Source organism: Fuscovulum ytuae (assembly GCF_029953595.1).
Taxonomy (GTDB): Bacteria; Pseudomonadota; Alphaproteobacteria; order Rhodobacterales; family Rhodobacteraceae; genus Paragemmobacter; species Paragemmobacter ytuae.
Genome location: NZ_CP124535.1, coordinates 1,315,240 through 1,341,211, shown reverse-complemented (window position 1 = coordinate 1,341,211; position 25,972 = coordinate 1,315,240). Strand labels below are relative to the sequence as shown.

24 protein-coding genes and 1 pseudogene are annotated in these 25,972 nt (G+C 63.7%); 15 read left to right on the top strand and 10 right to left on the bottom strand.

Going from position 1 to position 25,972, the window contains the following annotated elements; all coding sequences use genetic code 11:
- Nucleotides 1-57: 57 nt before the first annotated feature.
- The 3 genes from QF092_RS06435 to QF092_RS06425 are packed head-to-tail and all read right to left on the bottom strand — an operon-like array spanning nt 58 to nt 3,813.
- Nucleotides 58-1,761 (bottom strand): peptide ABC transporter substrate-binding protein, encoded by a 1,704-nt coding sequence (locus QF092_RS06435; RefSeq protein WP_281468702.1) that lies wholly within the window; start codon nt 1,759-1,761, stop codon nt 58-60.
- Entirely contained in the window at nt 1,758-2,810 is a 1,053-nt protein-coding gene (locus QF092_RS06430; protein WP_281468700.1) for an ABC transporter ATP-binding protein, read from the bottom strand. Before QF092_RS06430 ends, QF092_RS06435 begins: the two co-directional genes overlap by 4 nt.
- Nucleotides 2,803-3,813, bottom strand: coding sequence for an ABC transporter ATP-binding protein (locus QF092_RS06425; RefSeq protein ID WP_281468698.1), 1,011 nt, complete (start codon nt 3,811-3,813; stop codon nt 2,803-2,805). Before QF092_RS06425 ends, QF092_RS06430 begins: the two co-directional genes overlap by 8 nt.
- Before the next feature lie 212 nt (nt 3,814-4,025).
- Between QF092_RS06425 and argE the strand changes: the two genes are divergently transcribed.
- The 5 genes from argE (at nt 4,026) to QF092_RS06400 (ending at nt 10,515) form a co-directional block, all read left to right on the top strand.
- Nucleotides 4,026-5,219, top strand: a complete 1,194-nt coding sequence (argE, locus tag QF092_RS06420; protein WP_281468696.1) for an acetylornithine deacetylase — start codon at nt 4,026-4,028, stop codon at nt 5,217-5,219.
- A complete protein-coding gene (locus QF092_RS06415; RefSeq protein WP_281469804.1) occupies nt 5,219-6,562 on the top strand; it encodes an NAD(P)/FAD-dependent oxidoreductase in 1,344 nt (447 codons plus the stop codon). Before argE ends, QF092_RS06415 begins: the two co-directional genes overlap by 1 nt.
- Before the next feature lie 341 nt (nt 6,563-6,903).
- Entirely contained in the window at nt 6,904-7,917 is a 1,014-nt protein-coding gene (gene moaA / locus QF092_RS06410; protein ID WP_281468694.1) for a GTP 3',8-cyclase MoaA, read from the top strand.
- Between the two features lie 235 nt (nt 7,918-8,152).
- Entirely contained in the window at nt 8,153-9,511 is a 1,359-nt protein-coding gene (locus QF092_RS06405) for a cytochrome ubiquinol oxidase subunit I (protein ID WP_281468693.1), read from the top strand.
- 5 nt (nt 9,512-9,516) lie between these two features.
- Nucleotides 9,517-10,515 (top strand): cytochrome d ubiquinol oxidase subunit II, encoded by a 999-nt coding sequence (locus QF092_RS06400; RefSeq protein ID WP_420026504.1) that lies wholly within the window; start codon nt 9,517-9,519, stop codon nt 10,513-10,515.
- Here the strand turns inward: QF092_RS06400 and QF092_RS06395 are convergent.
- The 6 genes from QF092_RS06395 to glmU are packed head-to-tail and all read right to left on the bottom strand — an operon-like array spanning nt 10,512 to nt 17,214.
- Complete coding sequence (locus QF092_RS06395; RefSeq protein ID WP_281468689.1) at nt 10,512-10,871, bottom strand: DUF1304 domain-containing protein; 360 nt, start codon at nt 10,869-10,871, stop codon at nt 10,512-10,514. The genes QF092_RS06400 and QF092_RS06395 overlap by 4 nt on opposite strands.
- A complete protein-coding gene (locus tag QF092_RS06390) occupies nt 10,868-12,034 on the bottom strand; it encodes a M20 aminoacylase family protein (protein ID WP_281468687.1) in 1,167 nt (388 codons plus the stop codon). The genes QF092_RS06395 and QF092_RS06390 overlap by 4 nt, the downstream gene beginning before the upstream one ends.
- A gap of 53 nt (nt 12,035-12,087) precedes the next feature.
- A complete protein-coding gene (locus QF092_RS06385) occupies nt 12,088-13,335 on the bottom strand; it encodes an Hsp70 family protein (protein WP_281468685.1) in 1,248 nt (415 codons plus the stop codon).
- Between the two features lie 26 nt (nt 13,336-13,361).
- The gene (locus QF092_RS06380) at nt 13,362-14,039 is read right to left on the bottom strand and encodes a DNA alkylation repair protein (RefSeq protein ID WP_420026529.1); all 678 of its coding nucleotides are present in this window, start codon (nt 14,037-14,039) and stop codon (nt 13,362-13,364) included.
- Nucleotides 14,039-15,859, bottom strand: a complete 1,821-nt coding sequence (gene glmS / locus QF092_RS06375) for a glutamine--fructose-6-phosphate transaminase (isomerizing) (RefSeq protein WP_281468681.1) — start codon at nt 15,857-15,859, stop codon at nt 14,039-14,041. Before glmS ends, QF092_RS06380 begins: the two co-directional genes overlap by 1 nt.
- Nucleotides 15,860-15,861: 2 nt before the next feature.
- Nucleotides 15,862-17,214 (bottom strand): bifunctional UDP-N-acetylglucosamine diphosphorylase/glucosamine-1-phosphate N-acetyltransferase GlmU, encoded by a 1,353-nt coding sequence (gene glmU, locus QF092_RS06370; protein WP_281468679.1) that lies wholly within the window; start codon nt 17,212-17,214, stop codon nt 15,862-15,864.
- Between the two features lie 42 nt (nt 17,215-17,256).
- Between glmU and QF092_RS06365 the strand changes: the two genes are divergently transcribed.
- Entirely contained in the window at nt 17,257-17,973 is a 717-nt protein-coding gene (locus tag QF092_RS06365; protein ID WP_281468677.1) for an HAD family hydrolase, read from the top strand.
- Nucleotides 17,973-19,223 (top strand): DegT/DnrJ/EryC1/StrS family aminotransferase, encoded by a 1,251-nt coding sequence (locus tag QF092_RS06360; protein WP_281468675.1) that lies wholly within the window; start codon nt 17,973-17,975, stop codon nt 19,221-19,223. The genes QF092_RS06365 and QF092_RS06360 overlap by 1 nt, the downstream gene beginning before the upstream one ends.
- A 121-nt stretch (nt 19,224-19,344) precedes the next feature.
- Here the strand turns inward: QF092_RS06360 and QF092_RS06355 are convergent, their stop codons facing one another.
- On the bottom strand, nt 19,345-19,809 hold the full coding sequence (locus tag QF092_RS06355) for a CreA family protein (RefSeq protein ID WP_281468673.1): 465 nt from the start codon (nt 19,807-19,809) through the stop codon (nt 19,345-19,347).
- Between the two features lie 297 nt (nt 19,810-20,106).
- Here QF092_RS06355 and QF092_RS06350 point away from each other — a divergent pair, with 297 nt between their 5' ends.
- The 8 genes and pseudogenes from QF092_RS06350 (at nt 20,107) to nuoF (ending at nt 25,967) form a co-directional block, all read left to right on the top strand.
- Nucleotides 20,107-20,472, top strand: coding sequence for an NADH-quinone oxidoreductase subunit A (locus QF092_RS06350; RefSeq protein ID WP_281468671.1), 366 nt, complete (start codon nt 20,107-20,109; stop codon nt 20,470-20,472).
- Nucleotides 20,463-20,996 carry a NuoB/complex I 20 kDa subunit family protein gene (locus QF092_RS06345; protein WP_281468669.1) on the top strand — a complete coding sequence of 178 codons (534 nt, stop codon included), beginning with the start codon at nt 20,463-20,465 and terminating at the stop codon, nt 20,994-20,996. Before QF092_RS06350 ends, QF092_RS06345 begins: the two co-directional genes overlap by 10 nt.
- 12 nt (nt 20,997-21,008) lie before the next feature.
- Nucleotides 21,009-21,608, top strand: a complete 600-nt coding sequence (locus QF092_RS06340; protein WP_281468667.1) for an NADH-quinone oxidoreductase subunit C — start codon at nt 21,009-21,011, stop codon at nt 21,606-21,608.
- A gap of 53 nt (nt 21,609-21,661) precedes the next feature.
- On the top strand, nt 21,662-22,876 hold the full coding sequence (locus QF092_RS06335) for an NADH-quinone oxidoreductase subunit D (RefSeq protein ID WP_281468665.1): 1,215 nt from the start codon (nt 21,662-21,664) through the stop codon (nt 22,874-22,876).
- Nucleotides 22,876-23,730, top strand: a pseudogene (nuoE, locus tag QF092_RS06330) (NADH-quinone oxidoreductase subunit NuoE); the annotation flags it as partial. The gene QF092_RS06335 and the pseudogene nuoE, both read left to right, overlap by 1 nt.
- 67 nt (nt 23,731-23,797) lie before the next feature.
- On the top strand, nt 23,798-24,427 hold the full coding sequence (locus QF092_RS06325) for an NADH:ubiquinone oxidoreductase (RefSeq protein ID WP_281468663.1): 630 nt from the start codon (nt 23,798-23,800) through the stop codon (nt 24,425-24,427).
- A gap of 9 nt (nt 24,428-24,436) precedes the next feature.
- Entirely contained in the window at nt 24,437-24,661 is a 225-nt protein-coding gene (locus QF092_RS06320; protein WP_281468661.1) for a DUF5337 domain-containing protein, read from the top strand.
- A 10-nt stretch (nt 24,662-24,671) separates the two neighbouring features.
- The gene (gene nuoF, locus QF092_RS06315) at nt 24,672-25,967 is read left to right on the top strand and encodes an NADH-quinone oxidoreductase subunit NuoF (RefSeq protein WP_281468659.1); all 1,296 of its coding nucleotides are present in this window, start codon (nt 24,672-24,674) and stop codon (nt 25,965-25,967) included.
- Nucleotides 25,968-25,972: the final 5 nt, after the last annotated feature.

The following is a 25,972-nucleotide window of genomic DNA, read 5'->3' as shown; positions in this document are numbered from 1 at the left end:
AGGAAAGGAAGGGGCGCGCAGCTGGCCATGCCGCCGCGCGCCCCGAATAGTGTCAGATCACTTCACGCGGGTCCAATCTTGGACGTTCCACAGTTCGGTGTCCCACGAGTTCATCACGAAACCATCGAGCGTGTTCGACTTGGCCGAGAAACGGCCGCGGTCAACCAGCGGGATGACGATGTTGCTGTCCTTGGTCAGCATGTCGTTCAGTTTCTTGACGAGTTCGCCGCGTGCTTCGATGCCCGAAGTGGTGGAGAGTTCCTTAACCAGCGCGTCATAGGCCGGGTCGCAGAAGCGGTTGATGTTTTCGCCCTGCCACTGATTTTCCGGGCCCGGGATCTTGTCGCACAGGTATTGCGCCATGTAGGGCTCGGCATCGGTGCCGTCGAAGTTGTTGGCATACATTTCGACATCGGCATAGAACTTCTGGAAGGTGTCGGGCGAGGCCGCGTCACCACCGAAGAAGACCGAAGCGTCGATCGACTTCAGTTCCACTTCCACGCCGATCTCGTTCCACCAGCCCTTGATGAGGGCTTGGAAGTCCTGACGCACCGCGTTGACCGAGGTCTGGTAAAGGATCGACAGTTTCTTGCCGTCCTTGTCGCGGATGCCGTCGCCATCGGTATCGGTCCAGCCGGCCTGTTCCAGAAGGGCCTTGGCCCCTTCAAGGTCTTGCGTCAGGCATGCGGTGTTGTCCGAGGCCTGATAGGCCGGAGCGGGGACGAGGTTGCAGGTCGGGCGACCCGCGCCACCATAGCCGATATCCACCAGCGTCTGACGGTCGATAGCGATCGACATCGCCTTGCGCACGTTCGGATCCGAGAAGATCGGATGCGGATGCTTGGTGGTGGAGCGTTCGCCTTCCGGCAGGGCGGGCGAGGGATCGGTCATGTTGATCTCGATCCGTTCGACGAGCGTGCCGAAGGCGTTGACAAAGCTGCCCTTGCCGCCGGCTTCCATCTGGGCCTGCTGGTCGGGGTTGATCTGGGTGTTCCAAGCGTAGTCGAATTCGCCGGTTTCCATCACGGCAGAGGCCGCCGAAAGTGCGTCGCCGCCGCCCTTGATCGTGACCTTGCCGAAGGCGGGCTTGGAGGCGTCACGGTAGTTCGGGTTGGCTTCGAGCGTGACCACGTCATTCACCTTGAAGTCGGTGACGATGAAGGGCCCGGTGCCAACGGGTTTGGAGTTTTGTTCGACGCAGCTTGCCGCCGCAGCGCCCATGCAGGATTCGAACTGCGCCTTTTGCAGGATCGGCGCGGTGCCACCCGTGAAGGGCTGATAGGGATAGGGCTTGGGTGCCGCAAAGTTCACGACGATGGTCAGGTCGTCGGGCGTGTCGATCGAGGCAATGCCTTCATATTTCGCGCCCTGCGCGCAACCGCCATCGGGGGCGGTGCAGTATTCATAGGTGAATTTCACGTCGGCCGAGGTGACCGGGGTGCCGTCGGACCAAAGGAGACCTTCCTTCAGTTTCCAGGTGATCGAGGTGAGGTCAGCCGAGACGCCGCCATTTTCGACCGTGGGGATATCCTGCGCGAGGCGCGGGAAAAGCTGGCCGTCCTGATCGAAACCGGCCAGCGGTTCAAGGACGAGGGAGCCCGCTTCGACGTCCTTGGTGCCCGAGGACAGGTAGGCGTTCAGCGTCGAGACGGCCTGGTAATAGAATACCTTGACCTCGCCGTCTGCGCCCCGTTCGGCATGGGCCGCCGGGGCCAGCACGAAGGCTGCCGCAGCGCCCAGAAGGGCGGTTCTGAATTTCATGTCAGTTCTCCTTGTTGGTTGTGCTCGCGCACCTCGGGACCGGGGGATGCGTGCCCCCCGGCTGTATCGGTATTTGCCGCGACCAGATGGCAGGCGACGAAGCGGCCCGGCTGAACCTCGGTCAGGGGGGGCTTCGTCTCGCGGCAGAGGGGGATCACCTTCGGGCAGCGCGTGCAGAAATTGCAGCCCTTGGGCGGATTGGCAGGTGAGGGCACATCGCCCTTCAAAATTATGCGCTGGCGGGTGGCTTCGACTGTGGGATCGGCCTCGGGCACGGCGGAAAGCAGGGCCTGCGCATAGGGGTGAAGCGGTTCGGCATAAAGCGCGTCGCGGGGCGAAAGTTCCGCGATCTGGCCCAGATACATGACCGCCACCCGATCCGCGATGTGGCGGACCATGGACAGGTCATGGCTGATGAAGAGGTAGGTTAGGCCCAGCTTGTCTTGCAGGTCTTCCAGAAGGTTCACCACCTGCGCCTGAATGGACACGTCAAGGGCGGCGATGGGTTCATCGCAGACGATGAATCTGGGGTTCAGCGCAAGGGCACGGGCGATGCCGATACGCTGACGCTGACCGCCGGAAAATTCATGCGGGTAGCGGTTGGCAAAGCGACGGTTGAGCCCGACCTGATCCATCAATTCATAGATGCGTTCGGTCTTTTTCGCCTCGGTCCAGTCGGTGTGTTCATCCAAGGGTTCCCCGATGATGGCCGCCACCGTCATGCGGGGGTTGAGGCTGGCTTGCGGGTCCTGAAAGACCATCTGCATCGTGGGGCGTTTTTTGCGCAGCGCATCGGGGGGCAGGGAGGCGATATCCTCGCCGCCGATCACCACCGACCCGGAGGTCGGTTCATAAAGCCGCAGAAGGGCGCGGCCCACGGTGGATTTGCCGCAGCCGGATTCGCCCACGAGTCCAAGGGTTTCGCCCTGAAAGATGTCGAAGCTGATGCCATCGACGGCCTTCACGTCGCCCACCTTGCGGCGCAGCACACCTGCATAGATGGGAAAATGCATCTTCAGGTCGCGCACTTTTACAAGGGGCTCAGGCATGGGCCACCTCTGGGTTCCAGTGGCAGGCGACGTCATGGCCTTGACCGACGGGCAGGCCATCAATGGCGCGGCGCTGGGGGTTTTCCGTTTCGCAGCGGGGATGCGCATGGGCGCAGCGCGCGCGGAAGGGGCAGGCCGTGGGTTCGCCGATCAGGATTGGCGGTTGGCCTTGAATCACCTCAAGCCGCGCGGCACGGGTGCCGGTCAGGGCGGGCACGGTTTTCAGAAGGGCGCGCGTATAGGGGTGGCGGGGATTGGCGAAGAGTTCTTTCACAGGGGCCTGTTCGACAACCTGACCGCCATACATAACCATCACGCGATCGGCGATCCCGGCGATGACGCCCAGATCATGGGTGATCCAGACGATGGCCATGCCAAGTTTCTGGCGCAGTTCCTTGACCAGTTCGATGATCTGGGCCTGGATCGTCACATCAAGCGCGGTGGTGGGTTCGTCAGCGATCAAAACGTCGGGATCGCAGGCCAGGGCAATGGCGATCATCACGCGTTGACGCATGCCACCGGAAAACTGATGCGGGTAGGATTTCAGGCGCTTTTTCGCATCGGGAATGCCGACGAGGGACAGCAGTTCTGCCGCACGGTCGGCGGCTTGGGCCTTGGTCATCCCCATATGCTTCATCAGGGGTTCCATGATCTGGTTGCCCACGGTGAAGACGGGGTTGAGGCTGGTCATCGGGTCTTGAAAGACGAAACCCACCTTGGCCCCGCGCACCTCTTGGAGGTCGCGGGGGGCGAGTTTCAGGAGGTCACGCCCTCCCAGCAGGACTTCGCCGCCGCGCACCTCGGCGGGGGGAGAGGGGAGGAGACCGATCAGCGACATCATTGTGACGGACTTGCCCGAACCGCTTTCGCCTACGACCCCCAAAAGCTCGCCGGGGCGCAGGTGAAAGCTGACGGAATTCACGGCATGAATCTCGCCGCCGCGGGTCTTGAAAACGGTCTTTAGTCCCCGCACATCGAGGACGGGCGAAGCCCCGTCGGGCATGAAAAGACCCCCCAAGGTCACATGATTATTGTTCTTTTTCCGGGGGGGCGTTGCGCCTTGGCCCGGCGTGTTTCGGCGAGTGTTAGAGATTTTTCGCATTGCCGCAAGCCGCTTGTGCGGGGTGACCCCACGTCATGTCGCCGGGCAGGTGTGACCCTTGACCCTGCGCGGGCAAGCAGCCAACCTGTGGACGCCTTTCAGGAAAGCCCAGAATGCCCGCGCCCTTGCCCAAAACGACGCCTGATCCTGTCTTGCTCTCTACTCGTGAAATCCTTGAAAGGCTGGTGGCCTTTCGCACGGTCAGCCGCGACAGCAATCTGCCCTTGGTCGATTGGGTAGAAGCCTATCTGGCGGAGCATGGCATCACCGCCCACAGGCATTGGAACGAGGATCGCACAAAGGCCGCGCTTTTCGCCCATGTGGGGCCATGGGAGGAGGGGGCCGTGGTCCTTTCGGGCCACACAGATGTGGTGCCGGTGGATGGGCAGGTCTGGACATCCGACCCTTGGGTGGTGGTGGAGCGGGAGGGGCGGCTTTATGGGCGCGGCACCTGTGACATGAAGGGGTTCGATGCGCTGGCGATCTGGGCCTTGGTCGAGGCGCAGCGGCGCGGGGTGAAGCGACCTTTGCAGATCGCGCTAAGCTATGACGAAGAGGTGGGCTGCACCGGCGCGCCGCCGATGATCGCGGCGATGCAGGGGGTATTTCCCAAGGGCGCGGTTGCGGTGATTGGCGAGCCGTCGCGGATGCAGGTCATCAACGGGCACAAGGGCGGGACGGGGTTCCATGTCCATGTGAAAGGGTTTGAGGTGCATTCCTCGCTGCTGCCTCATGGCGTTTCGGCCATCATGGAAGGGGCGCGGCTGATCCAATGGGCGAATGCGCGGAATATGTGGATACAGGCGCAGGCGGTTTCGTCCGTGGCGGCGGGGTTCGATCCGCCTTTCACCACGTTGCATGTGGGCATGATTTCGGGCGGGACGGCGCATAACATCACCGCCGCCGATTGCCGTTTCGCGCTGGAGATGCGGGTGGTTCCGGGTGAAGAGATCGAGACGCATGTGTCTGAATTTCTTACCGAAGTAGCGCGGGTTGAGGCGGGCATGAAGGCCGTGAGGCCGGAGGCGGGCATCCATCTGGAACGGTTTTTCGGGGTGCCCGCGCTGCTGCCCGAACCAGAGGGGGTGGCCGAGGCCCTGATCCGCCGTCTGACAGGGGGGAATGCGGTGGGCGTCGTGTCCTATGGCACGGAAGCAGGGCAGTTTCAGGAGGCGGGCTATTCTGCCGCGATCTGCGGGCCGGGCGACATCGCGCAGGCGCATCAGGCCGATGAATGGCTGGCGGTGAGCGAGTTTGAGGCGGGGCAGCGCTTCATGGAGCGGCTTTTGGAGGAGTTGTCGGCATGATGCGCTTTCCGATTTCCGAGGCGTCTCCGGTGCGGTTCGGGGGAGAGGCCCCCAAAGCCTGTGATGTGGTGGTGCTGGGCGGCGGGGTCATCGGGGTGATGACGGCGTGGTTTCTGGCCGAGAAGGGTTTGCGCGTAACCCTTTGCGAAAAGGGCAGAATCGCCGGGGAACAATCCAGCCGCAACTGGGGCTGGATCCGCCAGCAGGGGCGCGACATGGGCGAATTGCCCATCATGATGGAGAGCATGCGCATCTGGAAATCCTTGGCGCAGGAGTTTGGCGAAAGGCTGGGGTTCCGGCAGGAAGGTGTTCTCTATCTTGCCAAGACCGAGCGCGAGATGGCGGGGTTCGAGGCCTGGCTTTCGGAGGCGCGGGCCTTTGGCGTGGACAGCCATATGGTGACTTCGGGCGCGGTGGCCGAGCGGTTGAAGGGCAGCGTGAAGGGCTGGACCGGGGGATTGCTGACACCGTCGGATGCGCGGGGGGAGCCTTGGGCGGCGGTGCCTACGCTGGTGGAAGGGGCGATCGCGCGGGGGGCGGTGGTTCTGGAGAACTGCGCGGTGCGGCGTCTGGACCGGCAGGGCGGGCGGGTGACGGGGGTATTCACCGAGAAGGGGCGGATCGGTTGCGATCAGGTCGTGGTGGCGGGGGGCGCGTGGTCATCGCTGTTTCTTCGGGCCGAGGGGGTGGCCATTCCGCAACTGGCCGTCTTGGCCAGCGTGGCGGCGACGGAGCCGATGGCGGAGGTGTTCGCGGGCAATGCCTGCGACGACGATTTCGCCTTTCGGCGGCGGCAGGATGGCGGCTATTCCATCGCGCCGGGATCGGGGCATGACTTCTTTGTGGGGCCGGATGCGTTTCGCAACATTGGCGTCTATCTTCCTGTTTTGAAAAAGGATTTCCGTTCCACAGCGTTCAAGGCGATGGCGCCTGCGGGCTATCCCGATGCTTGGGGGACGAAGCGGCGCTGGGGGGGCGATGAGGTGTCGCCCTTTGAGGGGGTGCGGGTGTTAAACCCTGCGCCGAACATGGAGCGGATCGGGCGGGTGCAGGCGGCGATGGCGTCGGCTTTTCCGGGGCTGGGGCGGCCGAAACTGCGGGCGGCATGGGCGGGGATGATCGATACGATGCCGGATGTGGTGCCGGTGGTGGACCGGGTCGCGGCAGTGCCGGGGCTGGTGGTGGCCACGGGGATGAGCGGGCATGGATTCGGGATCGGGCCCGGAATGGGGCGCGTGGTGGCCGATCTGGTGGCGGGGGATGCGGTGGGGCATGACCTTGCACGGTTCCGGCTTTCACGGTTTTCGGATGGGTCGCGGCTGGTGCCGGGGCCGTCGCTTTGATGTTCCTGGCGTTGCGGTTGGGGGCGCGGTGGTTTTTTTGAGTATTTGGGCCAAGGTGAGGGGGCGGGCGTTAACCTTAAAGATTGATGAAGAGCGGCGCGGTGGGGCGGGTTTTGCCTTGATCTTTTGGGCGTTGCGCCTTGGTTGGGCGGCGAGTCTTGAGTTTTTGGACCAAGGCGAATGGGTTGGGCGGGCGTGTTAACCTTAACGGGTGGCGGCGGTCCGCGCTGGATTTCGGGGCGTGTGATCAGGTGGGACTTTGATCAGGCGGGACGAAGGTCGGGGGCGGGCCGGCATGAGCTGGCTTGCGACTGTGCGGCGCAGACCTTAAGGTTTTGGGTATGACTGCGCGCGCTGCCCCCCTGATTGATCCTTTTGCCCGGCCGATTTCCTATTTGCGGGTATCGGTGACGGATCGCTGCGATTTCCGCTGCACCTATTGCATGGCGGAAAACATGACATTCCTGCCCAAGGCGGAACTTCTGACTTTGGAGGAGCTGGACCGGCTTTGTTCGGCCTTTGTCCGGCTGGGGGTGGAGAAGCTGCGCATCACCGGGGGGGAGCCTTTGGTGCGCAAGGGCATCATGACCTTTTTCCGGGCCATGTCGCGCCATCTGGAAAGTGGCGCCTTGCGGGAATTGACGCTGACCACCAACGGGTCGCAGCTTGCGAAATATGCGGGCGAATTGGCCGAATGCGGTGTGCGGCGGATCAATGTGTCGCTGGATACCCTTGATATGGCGAAGTTTTCCGCGATCACGCGCTGGGGTCGGCTGGGGCAGGTTCTAGACGGGATCGCCGCCGCCAAGGCGGCGGGGTTGCGGGTGAAGATCAATGCCGTGGCGCTGAAAGGGTTCAATGAGGAGGAGCAATTCTCGCTGACCGAATGGTGCGCGGCCGAGGGGCATGACCTGACCTGGATCGAGGTGATGCCGATGGGCGATCTGGGCGGTGAGGATCGGCTGGGGCAATATTGGAGCCTCAAGGATGTGCGCGCGCGCTATGGTGAGCGGTTCACCGTGACCGATCTTGCGGAGCGGACGGGGGGACCTGCGCGCTATGTCCGGCTGGAGGAGACGGGGCAGAAGGTGGGGTTCATCACGCCCCTGACCCATAACTTCTGCGAAAGCTGCAACCGGGTGCGGCTGACCTGCACGGGTGAGCTTTATATGTGCCTTGGGCAGGAGGATATGGCCGATCTGCGCGCGCCCTTGCGGGCGAGTGCCGAGGACGGGCTGGTGGAAGAGGCGATCCGGGCGGCGATTGCCAGAAAGCCCAAGGGCCATGATTTCGACTATTCGCGCCAGACCGTGAGCGGGCAGGTGTCGCGGCATATGAGCCATACGGGCGGCTGAGGCGCGGTTCGGGCCAAGCCCTTGGGGATGTTGGTTAATTCACCGACTTTTGTGAAAACGGTTGTGCCCTGTTTTGTGCCGAGTTTTGTGCCGCATTCTGTGGCCACGCACGCTGTGGCAGCCTTTCGTTAACCTGACGCCGAAATGACAGCCTGTCGCATGGGGCAGCCGGTCGCAGACCCCTCGTATCGCGGGGGTGGTGCCCTATCTTGCGGGTGAACCTGAAAGGTGAGTCATGGATACGCTTTTGCTGTCCCGCATCCAGTTTGCGGCGAATATTTCCTTCCACATCCTGTTTCCCACGATCACCATCGCGCTGGGATGGGTCCTTCTGTTTTTCAAGCTGCGCTTCAACCGGACGGGGGAGCGGAAGTGGATGGACCTTTACCTGTTCTGGGTGAAGGTCTTTGCGCTGTCTTTCGCGCTGGGCGTGGTGTCGGGGATCACCATGTCTTTCCAGTTCGGCACGAATTGGCCGGGCTTTATGGAGACGGTGGGGAATGTGGCGGGGCCGCTGCTTGCCTATGAGGTGCTGACAGCCTTTTTCCTTGAGGCGGTCTTTCTTGGGATCATGCTGTTCGGGGCAAGCCGGGTGCCGGGGTGGTTGCATACGCTGGCGACCTTTCTTGTGGCCTTTGGCACGACGATGAGCGCCTTCTGGATTCTGGTCCTGAACAGCTGGATGCACACGCCCGTGGGGCATGAGCTGCGGGATGGCATTGTCTATGCGGTGGATTGGGGGGCGATCATCTTCAATCCGTCGATGCCTTACCGTCTGTCGCATATGCTGCTTGCGAGCGGGTTGACGGTGGCCTTTCTGATTGCGGGGCTGTCGGCCTATCGGTGGTTGCGGGGGGATCGTGCGCCCGAAGTGGCGACGGGGCTGCGGTTTGGTGTGATCCTTGGCGCGGTGCTGATCCCGATCCAGATCCTTGCGGGTGACATGCATGGTCTGAACACGCTGGAGCATCAGCCGGCCAAGGTGGCGGCGATGGAGGGGAATTGGGAGACGCAATCCCATGTGCCGCTGCTGCTGTTCGCCCTGCCGGATGAGGCGGCGCGGGAAAATGCGATGGAGATCGGCATCCCGTCGATGGCGTCTGTCATCCTGAAGCATGACCCTGCGGGCGTGGTGCCGGGGTTGAATGATTTCGTGGCGGAGGATGGCACGGTGCTGCATCCGCCGGTGGCGCCTGTCTTCTGGTCCTTCCGCATCATGGTCGGGATCGGGATGCTCATGCTGGTGGCAAGCTGGGCCGGGGCGTGGATGCTGTGGCGGCGCGGGGTGGAGGGAATGCCGAAGCCTTACCTCTGGGGTCTGACGGGGATGACCTTTGCCGGATGGGGCGCCACCTTGGCGGGTTGGTACACGACCGAGATCGGGCGGCAACCGTGGCTGGTGCAAGGCGTGCTGACGGTAGAGCAGGCGGTGGGCGATATCGCGTCCGGTATGGTTCTGTCGACGTTGCTTGCCTATGTGGCGGTCTATCTGGCGCTGCTGGCGGCCTATGTTGGCGTGATCTTCCATCTGGCGCGGAAGGGCGGGCGCTATGATGCGCCCGTTGCTTCGCCCGGCATGCAACCGGCGGAGTGATGGCGATGTTTGATCCTGTTGCGCTGCCCTTGATCTTTGCCGCCCTGATGGGGGTGTCGATCCTGCTTTATGTTGTGCTGGACGGGTTCGACCTTGGGGTGGGCCTGTTGTTTCCCTTTGCCGAAGAGGCGGAGCGGGATCGCATGATCGCATCCATCGGGCCGTTTTGGGATGCCAATGAGACATGGCTGGTGCTGGCCATCGGCATTCTGCTGGTGGCCTTCCCGGTCGCGCATGGGGATATCCTGACGGCGCTTTATCTGCCTGTGGCGGTCATGCTGATCGGGTTGATCCTGCGGGGGGTGGCGTTCGAATTCCGGGCCAAAGCGCCACTTGGGCACAAGCGGCCTTGGGATGTGGCCTTCTGGGCGGGGTCGTTGATGACGGCCTTGGCGCAGGGTTTCATGCTGGGCATGTATGTGATGGGGCTGGAATGGACATGGCCCAAGGTGGCCTTCGCGCTGGGCACAGCGGGGGCTTTGGCTGTGGCCTATAGCTTTATCGGGGCGGGCTGGGTGATCCTGAAGACGGATGGGGTCTTGCAGCGGAAGGCCGTGGACTGGGCCAAGGGCGGCATCTGGGGGATGGTGCTGGGCATGGGGGCGGTAAGCGTCGCCACGCCTTTGGTGAGCGAGCGGATTTTCGACAAGTGGTTCCGTTTCCCCGAGATCGTAACGCTGGCCCCGCTGCCGCTTATGTCGGGGCTGCTGGTGGCGCTTCTGTGGCTGGCGCTGCGGCGGTTGCCGACGGCGAATGACAGTTTCGCGTGGTTCCCTTTCGTGGGGGCTGTGGTTCTGATGGTGCTGGGCTTCTTTGGGATGGCCTACAGCTTCTACCCCTATATCGTGCCGGAACAGTTGACGATCTGGGAGGCGGCGGCGGCGACGGAGAGCCTGTCGATCATCCTTGTCGGCACGCTGGTCGTGCTGCCGATGATCCTTGGCTATACGGTGCTGGCCTATGTGATCTTTCGCGGGAAGGCCACCAAGCTGTCTTATGATTAGACGCTGAGCGTGACCGCGAGAAGGCCGAACGCGGCGGGGAGCGCCTGGATGAAAAGGATGCGGCGGCTGGCGGTCGCCGCACCGTAAAGGCCCGCGATCAGAACGCAGGACAGGAAGAAAAGGGCGAGGGGGCGGCCATCGGTGGTGGTGCCTTCGAGGACGGCCCAGAAGAGGCCTGCGGCGAGGAAGCCGTTGTAGAGGCCCTGGTTCGCGGCGAGCGTCTTGCTGGCCCTTGCGAAATCCTCGGTCGTGCCAAAGGCGCGGCGGGTGCGGGGATGTTCCCAGCGGAACATCTCCAACACCAGAATATAGACATGCAGCGCGGCGATGGCGGCTGTGAGGGTGGTGGCGATCATGCGGCGGGCATCCGCGCCTCTACCATCCCGGCATACCAGCTTGCTCCGAAGGGGATCACGTTGTCGTCGAAATTATAGGCGGGATGGTGGACCATCGCCGTGTCGCCATTGCCCACGAAGATATAGGCCCCGGGGCGTTCGTTCAGCATGAAGCTGAAATCCTCGGCCCCCATGAGGGGGGCGGTGTCGGGATCGACTTGGCCAGAGACTTGGCGCGCGACCTCGACCGCGTAATCGGTGTTGGCCTCGGCGTTGATCGTGACGGGGTAGCCGCGGGAATAGGCGACTGCGGCGGTTGCGCCGAGCGCCATGGCGGTGCCGGAGACGATTTCCGAGATGCGGCGTTCAACGAAATCCTGAACGGCGTGGTCCATGGTGCGGACGGTGCCCTTCATCTTGACGACCTGCGGGATGACGTTGTGGGCGGTGCTGTCGGTTTCCACGGTGCAGACCGACACGACGACCTGTTTCAGCGGGTCCACGTTGCGGCTGGCGATCGTTTGTAGGGCGACGATGATATGGGCGGCCACGACGGTGGTATCCACGCAGTCATGGGGTTTCGCGGCATGGCCGCCTTTGCCCGTCACCGTGATTTCGAACTGGTCGGCGGCGGCCATCAGCGCGCCCTTGCGGATGGCGAAATGGCCCACGGGGATGCCGGGCATGTTGTGCATGCCGTAAACCTCTTGGATGCCCCAGCGATCCATCATGCCGTCGGCGACCATCTCGCGCCCGCCGCCGCCGCCTTCTTCGGCGGGTTGGAAGATGACGACGGTGGTGCCGTCGAAGTTGCGGGTTTCGCAGAGGTATTTGGCGGCACCGAGCAGCATGGCGGTGTGGCCGTCATGGCCGCAGGCATGCATCTTGCCGGGGGTTTTGGAGGCATAGGGGACGCCGGTCTGTTCGATGATCGGCAGCGCGTCCATATCGGCGCGCAGGCCGACAACGCGGCCGGATGTATCGGTCTTGCCCTTGATGACGCCGACAACGCCAGTGCGGCCGATGCCTGTCACCACCTCATCGCAGCCGAACGCGCGCAGCAGGTCAGCCACGCGGGCGGCGGTGCGGTGGACGTCAAAAAGAAGCTCTGGGTGTTCGTGGAAATCGCGCCGCCATGCGGTGATTTCGGGGAGGAGTTCGGCAAAGCGGTTCTTGACGGGCATGGGGGTCTCCTTTCCACGCAGCCTAGCGCAGGTGGGATTGGGCGCAAGCGGGATCAGGCGAAGCGGCGGCGGGCGTCCAGCGCAAGGCCGGTGCCGACCGATCCCAGCATATCTCCGGTGGCGAGGCGGGCTTGGGGCAGGGCGTCGGCCACCATCGCGCGGAGGAGGGGAAGCTGGGCCGAGCCGCCCGTCAGGAAGACAGTGGCGATGCGGTCGGAGGGAAGGCCTGCCGTTGTGAGGGTGCTGTTGATCAGCGTGCGAAGGCGGGTGACGGGGTCCGAAAGGGCGGCGTCAAAGGTTTCGCGCCGGATCATCGGGTTGGGGCCTGTGGTCAGGGGGGCGAGCATCAGGCGCGTGGCGTCGGTGTCGGAGAGGGCGATCTTGGCCCGCTCCACCTCGATCGCGATGGCGTGGCCTTGGCGGTGGGTGACGGCGTGGATCATGCGGTCGATGAGGTCGGGCCGGTCTGCCTCGTGCCGCAGACCTTTGAGATCGGCCATGACGCGCGGGGCATAAAGCGCGTTGATGCGGTGCCATGTGGCCATGTCCTGCCAGTAATGGCGGGGAAGGATGCCTGCGCCCTGTTTCGAAGTGGAGAGATAGCCGAGATGCGGCATCGCCTCGGCCAGCGACAGGAGGCGGTCGAAATCGGTGCCGCCGACACGGATGCCACCGGTGGCGAGGATATCGGCAGATCGGTCCGCTGCGCGGGCGCGGCTGGGCGACAGGCGGAGGATGGAAAGGTCGGAGGTGCCGCCGCCGATATCGAAGACGAGGACGAGTTCCTCGGTCGTCAGGCCTTGTTCATAATGCAGCGCGGCTGCGACGGGTTCATATTGGAATTCGATATGGCGAAAGCCGCAGGCATGGCCGATTTCCTTGAGTGCCGATTGTGCGGCAGCGTCGCCTGCGGGGTCATCATCGACGAAATGGACGGGGCGGCCGAAGACGGCGCGGTCGATGCCGGGGGTGGCGGCGTCAAGCCTGTGGCGGAGATGCCCGATGAAGCGGGCGAGAACCTCGCGGAACGAGATGGCCCGCGCGCCGATGGCGGTGCGGTCGTTGATGAGGCCAGAGCCGAGGGTGGATTTCAGGCCGCGCAGGAGGCGGCCATCTTCGCCTTCCAGATAGGCCGCCAGCGCGGCGCGGCCAAATTCGACCTGCGGATCATCGCTGTGGAAAAAGACGGCGGAGGGGAGGGTGACCTCATCGCCTTCCAGCGGCAGCAGGCGTGCGCCGCCCGCGTCGGCAAGGCCGAGGGTGGAGTTGGAGGTGCCGAAGTCGATGCCTGCGAAGGTCATGCTGGCCTCTTTCCTGTTGCGGGCGGTCAGGCCAGATGGCGCGCGGCTTCTTTGCGGGCGAAGGATTTCAATGCGGTGCCGGGGCCGTCGAGGAAGGCGCGGGTGCGGGCGGCGTCGTGTTTCGAAAGGTCACGCAGCCACCATGCGATGGCCTTCTGGATGAACCAGTCGCGGTCTTGGATATAGGTTTCGGCCCAAGCAAGGGCGCGGTCGCGGATGGCAAGATCGCCCGCTTTGGGGTGGTTCATCTTGGCATAGGGCAGGGTGATGACAAGGGCCGCACGGCGCGTCCACATATTGGGGCTTTGCGTCCAGTCTTCGACCGTGTCGATCCGCGCGGGATCGGCGAGCAGGCGTTTCTGCCCAGCGATGGTGGCGTGATCGGCCAAGGCCCATGCGTCGAAGCTTTGGGTCCAATGGCAGATCAAGTCCCATGCGGGGCCATCGGGACGCAGTCGGGCTTGGGTCAGGAGTTTGGCGGCGGCGACGCGGGCTTCGTGGATATCCGTCTCCCATAGCGCGGCGGCAAGGGCGGTGCGGTCTCCCACAGAGAGGGCCGCGCGCCAGTCGGCGACCCGTTCCTCGATCAGGGGAACGGGGATGCCGAGATAGGGGCGCGGGGCCTTGTGATAGGCCGCCATCTCGGCGGCCTTTGCCGGATCGGCCAGCGCGTGGAGTTCGGCGAGTGCTGTTTCGGTGGGGATCATTCCACCGTCACCGATTTCGCCAGATTGCGCGGCTGGTCCACATCTGTGCCCTTGGCGATGGCGGTGTGATAGGCGAGGAGTTGCGCCGGAACCGCATAGAGGATGGGGGCGAAGGCAGGGGGCGCCTCGGGCAGGGTGAGGGTGGCCCATGTGCCGCTGCCTGCCTCGGCCACGCCTTGTGCATCCGAGATGAGGAGGACCTTGCCGTGGCGGGCCATCACCTCTTGCATGTTCGACACCGTCTTTTCGAAAAGCGCGTCGCGCGGGGCCATGACGATGACGGGGACGCGGGCATCGATGAGCGCGATGGGGCCGTGTTTCAGTTCACCTGATGCATAACCTTCGGCGTGGATGTAGCTGATTTCCTTGAGTTTCAGCGCTCCCTCAAGGGCCATGGGATACATCGCCCCGCGGCCAAGGAAGAGGATATCCTGCGCCTCGGCCAATTCTTCGGCGATATCGGCGATGGCTTGCGACAGGCTAAGGGCGTGGTTCATCAGACCCGGCAGGTTGCGCAGGGCCGAGAGGTGGGTGGCAAGGCCCGCGGCATCCAGCCTGCCGCGATCCACCGCCGCCTTGAGGGCGAGAAGGGCAAGAACGGTGAGCTGGCAGGTGAAGGCCTTGGTAGAGGCGACGCCCACCTCGACACCGGCAAGGATGGGCAGCGACAAATCGCTTTCCCGCGCGATGGAAGAAGTGGGGACGTTGACCACGGAAACGGTTTTGGCGACGTGATCCTTGGCATAGCGAAGGGCGGCCAGCGTGTCGGCGGTTTCGCCCGACTGGCTGACGAAAAGCGCCCATGAGGTGGGGGAAAGCGGCGGTTCGCGGTAGCGGAATTCCGACGCGATGTCGATTTCGGCAGGCAGGCCCGCGATCTGTTCGAACCAGTATTTCGCGACATGGCAGGCATAGGAGGCTGTGCCGCAGGCGACCATGGTGATGCGGTCGACGGTGGCGAAATCCACCTCGGGCGGGAGGTTCAGGCTGGTGCCATCGGTGCCGATGTAATGTTTGAGCGCGTCGGCGATGACGACGGGTTGTTCGGCGATTTCCTTGGCCATGAAATGCTTGAAACCCGCCTTTTCGATGCGCGTGGCTTCGATCTGGATGCGGGTCTCGGCGCGGTTGGCGCGGCGGTCATGAGCATCGAAAATCTCGGCCCCCTGCCGGGTGAGGATGGCCCAATCCCCTTCCTCCAGATAGGTGATCCGGTCGGTGAGCGGGGCCAGCGCGATGGCGTCGGAGCCGACGAACATCTCGCCCTTGCCATGGCCGATGGCGAGCGGGCTGCCCTTGCGGGCGGCGATCATCAGATCGTCCTGCCCATCGAAAAGGAAGCAGAGCGCGAAGGCGCCTTGCAGGCGGTGGAGCGTCTGGCGCGCGGCCTCGACCGGGGTTGCGCCACGGTCCATGTGGAGTTGGGCAAGAAGGGCGATGGTTTCGGTATCGGTTTCGGATTCCTGCACATAACCGGCGGCGGCGAGTTCTTCGCGCAGTTCGCGGAAATTCTCGATGATCCCGTTATGGACGACGGCGACGGGGCCGGCGCGGTGGGGATGGGCATTGGTCACGGTGGCCGCGCCATGGGTGGCCCAGCGGGTATGGCCGATGCCGGATTTCCCGGCGAGCGGTTGGTGAACCAGCATGTCGGAGAGGTTGACTAGCTTGCCCACAGCGCGGCGACGGTCCAGACGGCCAGCGTTGACGGTGGCGATCCCGGCACTGTCATAGCCGCGATATTCAAGGCGTTTCAGCGCCTCGACCAGCAGCGGCGCTGCCTCGTGGTTCCCAAGGACCCCTACAATTCCGCACATTTTTACTGCCCTTTTGCCTTGTTGGCTTTTATAGACTTTAACTTTTCGAACAATTTGGGGGCGAGCCCCAGTTTGTTGACCTGTTTCGCGCGCCCCAGTGCCACGGCCTCGGCGGGGATGTCTTCGGTGATGACGGACCCCGACCCGGTCAGGGCATCGTCGCCCACCGTGACAGGGGCGACGAGCATGGTGTCCGATCCGATGAAGGCGCGTTTGCCGATCTTGGTGCGGTGCTTCATGACCCCGTCATAATTGCAGGTGACGGTGCCTGCGCCGATATTGGTATGCTCTCCGACATCAGCGTCGCCCAGATAGGTCAGGTGGCCAACCTTCACGCCTTCGTCGAGTATGGCGTTCTTGATTTCCACGAAATTGCCGACATGGACATCTTCGGCCAGTTCCGCGCCGGGGCGCAGGCGGGCGAAGGGGCCGACGGTGGCACCGCGTGAGATGTGGCAGCCTTCGAGATGGCAGAAGCCCTTCACCTCGGCCCCTGATTCAATCGTGACGCCGGGGCCGAAGATCACGTTGGGGCCGATGATGGCATCTCGGCCGATATGGGTGTCGAGCGCGAAGAACACGGTTTCCGGCGCGGTCAAGGTGACGCCGTTTTCCAGCGCCTCGGTCCGGGCGCGGGATTGGAAGGCGGCCTCGGCGCGGGCAAGCTCGGCGCGGGTGTTGATGCCCAGCGTTTCGGATTCGTCGCAGAGGATGAGGCCAGCGGAAAGCCCCTCGGCCCGGGCCAGCGCCACGACATCGGGCAGGTAATATTCGCCGGAGGCGTTGGCATTGCCGACGGCGGCGCAGAGGCGCATCAGCGTCGCCGCGTCGGCGCAGAGGACGCCGGAGTTGCACAGCGTGACGGCACGCTCCTCCTCGGTTGCGTCTTTCCATTCGACGATGCGGTGAAGCGTGTCGCCTTCGGCGATCAGGCGGCCATAGCGGCCCGGATCAGCGGCGTGGAAGCCCAGCACGACGACGGCATGACGACGGCGGGCGTCGCGCATGGCTTGCAGGGTTTCGGGGCGGATGAAGGGCGTGTCGCCATAAAGGACAAGAGCATCACCCGGCACGCCTTCCAAAAGCGGCGCGGCTTGCAGGACAGCATGGGCGGTGCCCTTCTGTTCGGATTGCAGGGCGGTCTGGATATCGGGGTCGAAGGCGCGGGCGGATTGCGCCACCTGTTCCGCGCCATGGCCGGTGACGACGATGGTGGCTTCGGGGTCCAGCGCGCGGCCTGCGGCAAGCGCGTGGTGCAGCAGCGGGGCCGCCCCCACCTGATGCAGGACCTTGGGCAGGTCGGAATTCATCCGCGTGCCCTGACCCGCGGCGAGAACGATAAGCGAAACCGGCATGCTGCCCCTTTCCTTCTTTTGCCGCCCGTTTTACCCCCATCCGTGCGGGCCGCAAGGGAGGCCCGCTTCACGGAGGGTTACGCGGTGTTGCAAGAGCGGCGGACGGTGGTCTTTGATCTGGACGGCACCTTGGCCGATACATCCGCCGATCTTCTGGCGGCGGCCAATGCCTGTTTTCGCGACTTGGGGCATGGCGATGTGCTGGGCGCGGGGGATGCGCTGACGGCCTTTCATGGCGGGCGGGCGATGCTGCGGCTGGGGTTCGCGCGCTTGGGGCTGGAGGGGGCAGAGGCGGTGGTCGATGCGCAATATCCCCGGCTTTTGGCGGCCTATGCCGAGGGAATCTGCCGCGAGACGCGGCTTTATCCGGGCGCGGTGGCGGCGGTCGAGCGGCTGCGCGCGCGGGGTTTTGCCACGGCGATCTGCACCAATAAGCCAGAGGGTCTGGCGGAAACATTGGTCGGGCAGTTGGGCGTCAGGGGTCTGTTCGATGCACTGGTCGGCGCGGATACACTGCCCGTGCGCAAGCCGGACGCGGCGCCCTATGTCGCGTCGGTGACGCGGGCGGGGGGCGTGGTGGCGCGGTCGATGCTGGTGGGGGATACAGAGACGGACCGCAAAACGGGCATCGCGGCGGGGGTGCCTGTCGCGCTTGTGACCTTTGGTCCCGAAGGGCGAAGGATCACGCGGCTTGACCCGGAGGCTCTGCTGGATCATTTCGATGATCTGCCGGAACTGGCGGAAAGGCTGGTGCGCTGATGGATGGGGCAGGCGAGGGTTCGGAGCGGTTCACGGGAAGTTTCACCCAGCAAGAGCCGATCCCCGAAGAGGGGATTGCGGCGGCGCTGGAGGTGCTGCGCCACGGGCGGCTGCACCGCTATAACACCGCGCCGGGCGAAGTGGCAGAAACCGCGCTGCTGGAAGAGGAATTCGCGGCCCTGACCGGCGCGCGCTACTGCCTTGCGGTGGCTTCGGGCGGCTATGCCATGGCCTGTGCATTGCGGGCGGTGGGGGTGACGGCTGGGGATGCGGTGCTGTCGAACGCCTTCACGCTGGCCCCGGTGCCGGGGGCGATTGCCTCCATCGGCGCGCGTCCCGTCTTTGTGGAGGTGACGGAGGACCTGACGATTGATCTGACCCATCTGGAGCGGCAGGCGAAGGCGAGCGGGGCGAAGGTGCTGCTTCTGTCCCATATGCGGGGGCATGTCTGCGACATGGACCGGCTTATGGCCCTGTGCGATGGGCTGAGGGTGATGGTGGTGGAGGATTGCGCCCATACGATGGGGGCGCGCTGGAAAGGCGTGCCGTCGGGGCGGCATGGGCGCGTGGGCTGCTATTCTATGCAGACCTACAAGCATGTGAATTCGGGCGAGGGCGGGTTCATCATCACCGACGATGCCGAGGTGGCGGCACGGGCGGTGCTGCTGTCGGGGTCCTATATGCTTTATGCCCGCCATCGTGCGGCACCCGCGCCGGAAGTGTTCGAGGGGCTGCGGCTGGAGGTTCCCAATATCTCGGGCCGGATGGACAATCTGCGCGCGGCGATCCTGCGGCCTCAGTTGACGCAGCTGGAGGAGCGGGTGGCGCGCTGGGGCGCGCTTTACCGAAGGTTGGAGGCGGGGCTGGAGGCGGTGCCCGGGCTGCGGCTGATCCCGCGGCCGGAGGAGGAGCTTTATGTCGGGTCGTCTTTCCAGTTCCGGCTGCCCGATTGGCCCGAAGGCCGCATCCGCGCGCTGATTGCGCGCTGCGCGGGCCGAGGCGTGGAGCTAAAATGGTTCGGAGCGCCCGAGCCTGTGGCCTTTACCAGCCGTTACGACCATTGGCGCTATGCTTCGCCCACGCCCCTGCCCGCGACAGATCGGGTCTTGGCGGGGTTGATCGATATGCGCGTGCCGCTGACCTTTACGGCAGAGGATTGCGCGCTGATCGCGCGGATCATCAAGAACGAAGTGCTGGCGGTTCAGCAATCGGGTGAAGAGGCGGCCGTGGCGGTGCCCTTGGCAGATTGAGCGGGGGCGAAAAATTTTCGGACGAAAATTTTTCTGGGGCGATCCTGCGGGGCAGGATCGGGAAAATTTTTCTTCGAAAAATTTTCGGGCCTCGCAGAATTTTCTGCGAAAATTCTGCGGCCTAGGGTTGGGCGGGGTGCCAGAGAGGGACAGTTGAGATCGACATCTTGGCCGAGCCTTCGGTCACTTCCCGCGCATGGGCCACGTAGATCAGCGTGTTGTTCTGCGCATCATAGATGCGCGTGACCGAAAGGGATTTCAAAAGAAGGGACTGGCGTTCGGAGAAGATTTCCTCTCCCGCAGCGCTGCGGTCGATCTCGCCCAGCGTGATCGGCCCGGTCTGGCGGCAGGCGATGGAGGAATTCGACGGGTCCTCAAACCAGTTGCCCTGCATAAGGCGGTCCAGCGTCGAGCGTTCGAAATAGGCCAGATGGCAGGTGACGCCTGTGACCTCTGGGTCGGGGAGTGCCTCGATCAGGATGTCATTGCCGATCCAATCGACGCCGACGCGGCCCACCTCTTCGGCCATAGCCGGCGCGGGGATGAGCGAAGCGAGGAGCAGGGCGAGGGGGGCGGTGTGACGCATTTGGCCTTCCTTTCGCAGGTGTTACGGCGAGTGAAGCGCAAGCGGCACGGCCTTGCCAGTGGCAAACTGAGAAAGCTGCGGGCGACTCGGCCCGTCATGGTGCGGGTGCGGGGGGCTGTCGGGCCGGATTTCCCGGTGTGCCGTTGCATACAATTTGCGGAATCCCTTGTCGCATGTGGGCTTTTTCGGCCTGCCTTCGGTTGACCGCGGGCGGGGGGAAGAGTAAACGGTGCGCCAAGAGAACAAGCGGCCCGGAAGTGGTCGCAGCTCGCATGTCGCCAGCCGAAGGAGCGCCTCGTGGACCCAATCCTCCGAGAGTATCTTCCCATACTCATTCTTCTAGCATTGGCGGTGGGGCTTGGGCTTGTCCTGATGCTGGCCGCAGCGGTGCTGGCGGTGCGGCGGCCGGACCCTGAGAAGGTGTCGGCCTATGAATGCGGGTTCAACGCATTCGATGACGCGCGGATGAAGTTCGACGTGCGCTTCTACCTTGTGTCGATCCTCTTCATCATCTTCGACCTAGAGGTTGCCTTCCTATTCCCTTGGGCTGTGGCCTTTGGCGAGATCAGCATGACGGCCTTCTGGTCGATGATCGTCTTCCTTGCGATCCTGACCGTCGGCTTTGCCTATGAATGGAAGAAAGGAGCGCTGGAATGGGAGTGAGCACATCCCTGAACCAGGCGGGTGGCGATCATGAGGTCGCGGTCCAGGCGCTGAACCGGGAATTGCAGGACAAGGGGTTCCTGCTGACCTCGACCGAGGACATCATCAATTGGGCGCGGATCGGGTCCTTGCATTGGATGACCTTCGGTCTGGCCTGCTGTGCGGTGGAGATGATGCATACCTCCATGCCGCGCTATGATCTGGAGCGGTTCGGGACGGCGCCGCGCGCCTCGCCCCGGCAATCGGACCTGATGATCGTGGCGGGCACGCTGACCAATAAGATGGCGCCTGCGCTGCGCAAGGTTTACGACCAGATGCCCGAGCCGCGCTATGTGATCTCGATGGGGTCCTGCGCGAATGGTGGGGGCTATTACCACTATTCCTATTCCGTCGTGCGGGGCTGTGACCGGGTGGTTCCGGTCGATGTCTATGTGCCAGGCTGCCCGCCCACGGCAGAGGCTTTGCTTTACGGTATCTTGCAGTTGCAGCGGAAGATCCGCCGCACTGGCACCATTTCGCGTTGAGGAGGGCAGAGCATGTCCGAAGCCCTTGAGGAACTGGCGGCCCATATCGGGTTCAAGCAGCCCGATGCGGTGCTGGGATCGCGCGTGGCTTTTGGTGAGTTGACGCTGGATGTGGCGCTGGCGCATCTGGAGGCGCTGGTGGAATTCCTGCGCACCGACAGCGCCTGCCGTTTCACCTCGCTGGTCGATATCACGGCGGTGGATCATCCGAACCGGGCAGAGCGGTTCGACGTCGTCTACCACTTCCTGTCGATGTATCAGAACCACCGTATCCGGCTGAAAGTTGCGGTGGGCGAAGAGGATATGGTGCCGTCGCTGAACGACATCCATCCCAGCGCGAACTGGTTCGAGCGGGAAGTGTTCGACATGTTCGGCATCCTGTTTTCGGGGCATCCCGACCTGCGCCGCATCCTGACGGATTACGGGTTTCGGGGCTATCCGCTGCGCAAGGATTTCCCGACCACGGGCTATACCGAGGTCCGTTATGACGAGGCGCAGAAGCGGGTGGTCTATGAACCCGTGAAGCTGGTGCAGGAATATCGGCAATTCGATTTCATGAGCCCGTGGGAAGGGGCCGAATACATCCTTCCCGGTGACGAGAAAAAGGCCTGAGGGCGCGGGCCTGTCCGGTGACGGGCGGGCGGCACGCTATGCGAGGTAGGACGATGGACGGCAGCTTTGACGACGCGCTGACGGGCGAACAGAAGATCCGCAATTTCAACATCAATTTCGGGCCGCAGCACCCGGCGGCGCATGGTGTGCTGCGTCTGGTGCTGGAGCTGGATGGCGAGATCGTGGAGCGCTGCGATCCGCATATCGGGCTTTTGCATCGCGGCACCGAAAAGTTGATGGAAAGCCGGACCTATCTTCAGAACCTGCCCTATTTCGACCGGCTGGATTACGTCGCGCCGATGAATCAGGAACATGCCTGGTGTTTGGCGATCGAGCGGCTGACGGGCACGGTCGTGCCGCGCCGGGCAAGCCTGATCCGCGTGCTTTATTCGGAAATCGGGCGGGTGTTGAACCATCTGCTGAACGTGACCACGCAGGCGATGGACGTCGGCGCGCTGACCCCGCCGCTTTGGGGGTTCGAAGAGCGCGAAAAGCTGATGGTCTTTTACGAGCGCGCCTGCGGGGCGCGGTTGCATGCGGCCTATTTCCGGCCCGGTGGCGTGCATCAGGACCTGCCGCCGCAATTGATCGACGATGTCGACGCATGGGCCGAGGCTTTCCCGCGCGTGCTGGATGATATTGACGGGCTCTTGACGGAAAACCGCATCTTCAAGCAGCGCAACGCCGATATCGGGATTGTCACGGAAGAGGATATCCAGAATTGGGGCTATTCCGGCGTCATGGTGCGCGGGTCGGGCCTTGCATGGGACCTGCGGCGGTCGCAGCCCTATGAGTGCTATGACGAATTCGACTTCAAGATCCCGGTGGGCAAGAATGGCGATTGCTATGACCGCTATCTCTGCCGGATGGCCGAGATGCGGGAGTCGACCTCTATCATCCGGCAGGCCTGCGCCAAGCTGCGCGAGCCTGCGGCCAAGACCGACATTCTGGCGCGGGGCAAGGTGACGCCGCCGAAGCGGGGGGAGATGAAGACCTCGATGGAGGCGCTGATCCACCACTTCAAGCTTTACACCGAAGGGTTCCACGTGCCGGCGGGCGAGGTCTATGCCTGTGTCGAGGCGCCGAAAGGCGAATTCGGCGTCTATCTGGTGGCCGATGGCACCAACAAACCCTATCGCGCCAAGATCCGCGCGCCGGGGTATCTGCACCTGCAATCCATGGATTACATCTGCAAGGGGCATCAGCTTGCCGACGTATCCGCCATCATCGGCACGATGGATGTCGTGTTCGGGGAGATCGACCGCTAATGCTGCGCCGCCTGCATCCTGTTCAGCCTGAAAGCTTTGCCTTCACGCCCGCCAATCTGGAATGGGCCAAGGGGCAGATTTCGAAATATCCCGAAGGCCGTCAGGCCAGTGCGATCATCCCGCTGTTGTGGCGCGCGCAAGAGCAGGAAGGGTGGCTGACCCGTCCGGCGATCGAGCATGTCGCGGATATGCTGGGCATGGCCTATATCCGGGCGCTGGAAGTGGCGACCTTCTATTTCATGTTCCAGTTGCAGCCCGTGGGCAGCGTGGCGCATGTGCAGATTTGCGGCACCACGTCCTGCATGATCTGCGGGGCGGAAGAGTTGATCGCGGTCTGTAAGGAATTGATCGCGCCCGCGCCGCATACTCTTTCGAAGGACGGCAAGTTTTCTTGGGAAGAGGTGGAATGCATGGGTGCCTGTGCCAATGCGCCCATGGCCCAGATCGGCAAGGACTACTACGAGGACCTGACGGCGGAAAAGCTGCGCGAGTTGATCGCGCGGTTTTCCAAGGGCGAGGTTCCGGTGCCGGGCCCGCAGAATGGCCGCTATGCGGCAGAGCCTTTGTCGGGGCTGACCTCGCTCAAGGATTTTGAAAGCGGGAAGAAGCAATACAACGCCTCGGCCCAGTTGGCGGTGGATATTGGCGATACGGTGAAGCGGATCGACGGCACGGAAGTGCCGATCCTGACGCCGTGGCTGGGCAAGCCGAAGGCGGCGGCGAAGGCTAAGGTCGCAGAGACGGTGGGGGCAGAGGAAAAACCTGCCGCCAAGGCCGCTGCAAAGCCCAAGGCAGCAGCGAAACCCAAGGCCGAGGCGGGCGAGGCAAAGCCCCGCGCGCCACGGGCGAAGAAGACGGACAAAGACTGACGGAAGACCTTAACCCGGGGGGTGATACCCTCTGAAACACAGGGACGAAGCCATGAAACGTGTCGAACATCTGAACGCGCCGTCGTTGAGCGGCTGGATCATTGCCGCAGGGCTGGGCGTGGTCGCCTTTGCCGTGTCCAAGGTTGTGGGCGGGTTTGACTATACGACATCGGGTTTCTTTGCTGCGTTGGTGACGGTTGGCGTGGGGGTGGTGCTGGGTATGCCTTGGGGGGCAGAGGACCGGATCGCCAAGCCGGAGGTCGAGGCCGAGGCGCATCCCGTAGCACAGGCCGAGGCGGCGGCTTCGGTCGCGGCAGCGGCACCTGCGGTGGCTGCGGTTACCGCTGCCCCGGTGGCTGCGCCTGTGGTGGTTGAGGCGGCCCCGGCTGCGGCGGGTGAGCAGAAGCCTGCGGGTCTGGCCGCGCCGCGCGGTGGCACGGCGGATGACCTGAAGGTGATCGAAGGCGTTGGCCCGGCGATGGAAAAGCTGCTGAACGAGCATGGTATCTATCACCTTGACCAGATCGCGGCTTGGGGTCCGGCAGAGGTGGCGTGGATGGATGGCAACCTGAAAGGGTTCAAGGGCCGGGTGACCCGCGACAAGTGGGTGGCGCAGGCCAAGCTGATCGGCGAGGTGGGGATGGAGGAATTCCTGCGCCGCGCCAAGACGAACGATTACTGAGGCCGGGGGATGCGCAAGCCCACGCCAGAGGAGATGCACGTCGCGCGGCAGGCAAGGCTTGTGGCCTTTGTCATTGCCGCGACGATGATCCTGTGGATGGGGGCGCAATACCTTGGCGGTCAGATGGGGTGGGAGACGCGGTTTGTCTTCCTCTTTGATCTGGCGGCGATGGCGGCCTTTTTCTGGGCGCTGGTCGTGACATACGGAATCTGGCGCAAGCGCCGGGGCAATTGAGGGGCTAGGGATGCTCAAGGATCAGGATCGCATCTTCACCAACCTGTACGGGATGCATGACCGCAGCCTTGCGGGGGCGAAGAAGCGTGGCCATTGGGATGGCACCGCCGAGATCATCAAACGCGGGCGCGACACGATCATCGATCAGGTGAAGGCATCGGGTCTGCGCGGGCGTGGGGGGGCGGGCTTTCCCACGGGGTTGAAGTGGTCCTTCATGCCCAAGCAAAGCGATGGGCGGCCGTCCTATCTGGTGGTGAATGCCGACGAGTCCGAGCCCGGGACCTGCAAAGACCGCGAGATCATGCGGCACGATCCGCATACCCTGATCGAGGGATGCCTGATCGCGTCCTTCGCGATGGGGGCGAATGCCTGCTACATCTATATCCGCGGCGAATATATCCGCGAGCGCGAGGCGCTGCAGGCGGCGATCGACGAATGCTATGACGCGGGGCTTCTGGGGAAGAACGCGGCGAAGTCGGGTTGGGATTTCGACCTGTATCTGCATCACGGGGCCGGGGCCTATATCTGCGGCGAGGAAACGGCGCTCTTGGAAAGCCTTGAGGGCAAGAAGGGCATGCCGCGGATGAAGCCGCCCTTCCCGGCGGGGTCGGGGCTTTATGGGTGCCCGACCACAGTGAACAATGTTGAATCCATCGCTGTGGTGCCGACGATTCTGCGCCGGGGGCCGGAATGGTTTGCGGGCTTTGGACGGCCGAACAATGCCGGGACGAAGCTGTTTGGTATTTCGGGCCATGTGGAAAACCCCTGCGTGGTGGAAGAGGCGATGTCCATCCCGCTGAAGGAATTGCTGGAGCGTCATTGCGGCGGCGTGCGTGGCGGGTGGAAGAACCTGAAGGCCGTTATTCCGGGCGGGTCTTCGGTGCCCTTGCTGACGCAGGCGCAATGCGATGACGCGATCATGGATTTCGACTGGCTGCGCGAGCAGCGGTCGGGTCTGGGGACGGCGGCGGTTATCGTGATGGATCAGTCCACGGATGTGATCAAGGCGATCTGGCGGCTGTCGAAGTTCTACAAGCATGAAAGCTGTGGCCAGTGCACGCCCTGCCGGGAGGGCACGGGCTGGATGATGCGGGTGATGGACCGTTTGGTGCGCGGGGATGCGGAGGTCGAAGAGATCGACATGCTGCTGAGCGTGACCAAGCAAGTGGAAGGCCACACGATCTGCGCCCTTGGCGATGCGGCGGCATGGCCGATCCAAGGCCTTGTGCGGGCCTTCCGGGACGAGATCGAGGACAGGATCAAGGCCAAGAAGACGGGCCGCCTGTCGGCGGTGGCGGCGGAGTGAGGCGG